The sequence below is a fragment of the Metabacillus sp. 22489 genome (assembly GCF_052044855.1).
In the GTDB taxonomy this organism is placed as follows: Bacteria; Bacillota; Bacilli; order Bacillales; family Bacillaceae; genus Metabacillus; species Metabacillus niabensis.
The window spans coordinates 1-1,692 of the sequence record NZ_JBQENT010000107.1 but is presented as its reverse complement, the minus strand read 5'-3'; the positions used below and the strand labels follow the sequence as shown (position 1 = coordinate 1,692).

Genomic DNA, 1,692 nt, shown 5'->3' with positions numbered 1-1,692 from the left:
TCATGCGAACACCACCTAGAGTTTATATATCTATTATAAATGAAAAGAGCGAAGGCTTCCTCATAATATCGAGGAAGCCTTCGCTTTATTAAAGATATAGAGACTTTTTCAGTGGCCTCCATATTTGTAGTGTTTTTTTATGACCCGTACGGGATTCGAACCCGTGTTACCGCCGTGAAAGGGCGGTGTCTTAACCGCTTGACCAACGGGCCAAAAAATATATGTATCGCAATGGCGGAGAAGGAGGGATTTGAACCCTCGCGCCGCTTACACGACCTACACCCTTAGCAGGGGCGCCTCTTCAGCCACTTGAGTACTTCCCCATATGGCTCCGCAGGTAGGATTCGAACCTACGACCGATCGGTTAACAGCCGATAGCTCTACCACTGAGCTACTGCGGAATAATAGAAATGGTGGGCCTAAATGGACTTGAACCATCGACCTCACGCTTATCAGGCGTGCGCTCTAACCAGCTGAGCTATAGGCCCATTACTTGGAGCGGGTGAAGGGAATCGAACCCTCATCATCAGCTTGGAAGGCTGAGGTTTTACCACTAAACTACACCCGCAATATAAAGATGGGGCGGCTGATGGGAATCGAACCCACGAATGTCGGAACCACAATCCGATGCGTTAACCACTTCGCCACAGCCGCCATAAGGATTAACAATTTAAGTGAAAGGTGGCTCGGGACGGAATCGAACCGCCGACACATGGATTTTCAGTCCATTGCTCTACCAACTGAGCTACCGAGCCATTATTTGAAAAGTAGTTTTCTACTTACTATCATCTTGCTTTTCAAGTATTAAATATTTATTGCTTACTTTGTGTGTATTCACTCTTTGAGAACAGTCCATCGCCCACATCTCAGAAAGATGATTCAAGATGTTGCTCGACGTGTGCGCTGATGTAATGCTTCGCAGTTTATTCGAGCGTGCTCTACCAACTGAGCTACCGAGCCATAATTATTTTTAAAACTAAATGGCGGTCCGGACGGGACTCGAACCCGCGACCTCCTGCGTGACAGGCAGGCATTCTAACCAACTGAACTACCGGACCATTTAATTTTAACTTAATTGGTTGCGGGGACAGGATTTGAACCTGCGACCTTCGGGTTATGAGCCCGACGAGCTACCAGACTGCTCCACCCCGCGATAATAGAAAGTAAATTATTTATCTAAAAATAATCTGGAGGAGGAAGGGGGATTCGAACCCCCGCGGGCTTTGACACCCCTGTCGGTTTTCAAGACCGATCCCTTCAGCCGGACTTGGGTATTCCTCCATTTGAATTATTTAAGATATGGTGGACCTTGTAGGACTCGAACCTACGACCGGACGGTTATGAGCCGTCTGCTCTAACCAGCTGAGCTAAAGGTCCACAATATGGTAGCGGCGGAGGGGATCGAACCCACGACCTCACGGGTATGAACCGTACGCTCTAGCCAGCTGAGCTACGCCGCCATATTGATTATTATATTAAATTACTTGGTGGAGCCTAGCGGGATCGAACCGCTGACCTCCTGCGTGCAAAGCAGGCGCTCTCCCAGCTGAGCTAAGGCCCCAAATGATTTGATAAGATGGTCGGGAAGACAGGATTCGAACCTGCGACCCCTTGGTCCCAAACCAAGTGCTCTACCAAGCTGAGCTACTTCCCGTTATTATGGCGCGCCCGAGAGGAGTCGAACCCCTAACC

Annotated in this window: 14 tRNA genes; all 14 read right to left on the bottom strand. The window is 48.9% G+C overall.

What is annotated here, in order from left to right:
* Nucleotides 1-140 precede the first annotated feature (140 nt).
* Nucleotides 141-212 (bottom strand) — tRNA-Glu (locus tag ACTJJ9_RS26230).
* A 20-nt stretch (nt 213-232) separates the two neighbouring features.
* Nucleotides 233-323: transfer RNA gene (locus ACTJJ9_RS26225), tRNA-Ser, on the bottom strand.
* A gap of 3 nt (nt 324-326) precedes the next feature.
* Nucleotides 327-401: transfer RNA gene (locus ACTJJ9_RS26220), tRNA-Asn, on the bottom strand.
* A gap of 10 nt (nt 402-411) precedes the next feature.
* Nucleotides 412-488, bottom strand: a tRNA-Ile gene (locus ACTJJ9_RS26215).
* Nucleotides 489-494: 6 nt separating this feature from the next.
* Nucleotides 495-568 (bottom strand) — tRNA-Gly (locus ACTJJ9_RS26210).
* A gap of 10 nt (nt 569-578) precedes the next feature.
* A tRNA-His gene (locus ACTJJ9_RS26205) sits at nt 579-654 on the bottom strand.
* 28 nt (nt 655-682) lie between these two features.
* Nucleotides 683-755, bottom strand: a tRNA-Phe gene (locus tag ACTJJ9_RS26200).
* A 226-nt stretch (nt 756-981) separates the two neighbouring features.
* Nucleotides 982-1,058, bottom strand: a tRNA-Asp gene (locus ACTJJ9_RS26195).
* Nucleotides 1,059-1,076: 18 nt separating this feature from the next.
* Nucleotides 1,077-1,153: transfer RNA gene (locus ACTJJ9_RS26190), tRNA-Met, on the bottom strand.
* Between the two features lie 35 nt (nt 1,154-1,188).
* Nucleotides 1,189-1,281, bottom strand: a tRNA-Ser gene (locus ACTJJ9_RS26185).
* A 19-nt stretch (nt 1,282-1,300) separates the two neighbouring features.
* Nucleotides 1,301-1,377, bottom strand: a tRNA-Ile gene (locus tag ACTJJ9_RS26180).
* A gap of 6 nt (nt 1,378-1,383) precedes the next feature.
* Nucleotides 1,384-1,460 (bottom strand) — tRNA-Met (locus ACTJJ9_RS26175).
* A 25-nt stretch (nt 1,461-1,485) separates the two neighbouring features.
* Nucleotides 1,486-1,561: transfer RNA gene (locus tag ACTJJ9_RS26170), tRNA-Ala, on the bottom strand.
* A 16-nt stretch (nt 1,562-1,577) separates the two neighbouring features.
* Nucleotides 1,578-1,654, bottom strand: a tRNA-Pro gene (locus ACTJJ9_RS26165).
* Nucleotides 1,655-1,692: the final 38 nt, after the last annotated feature.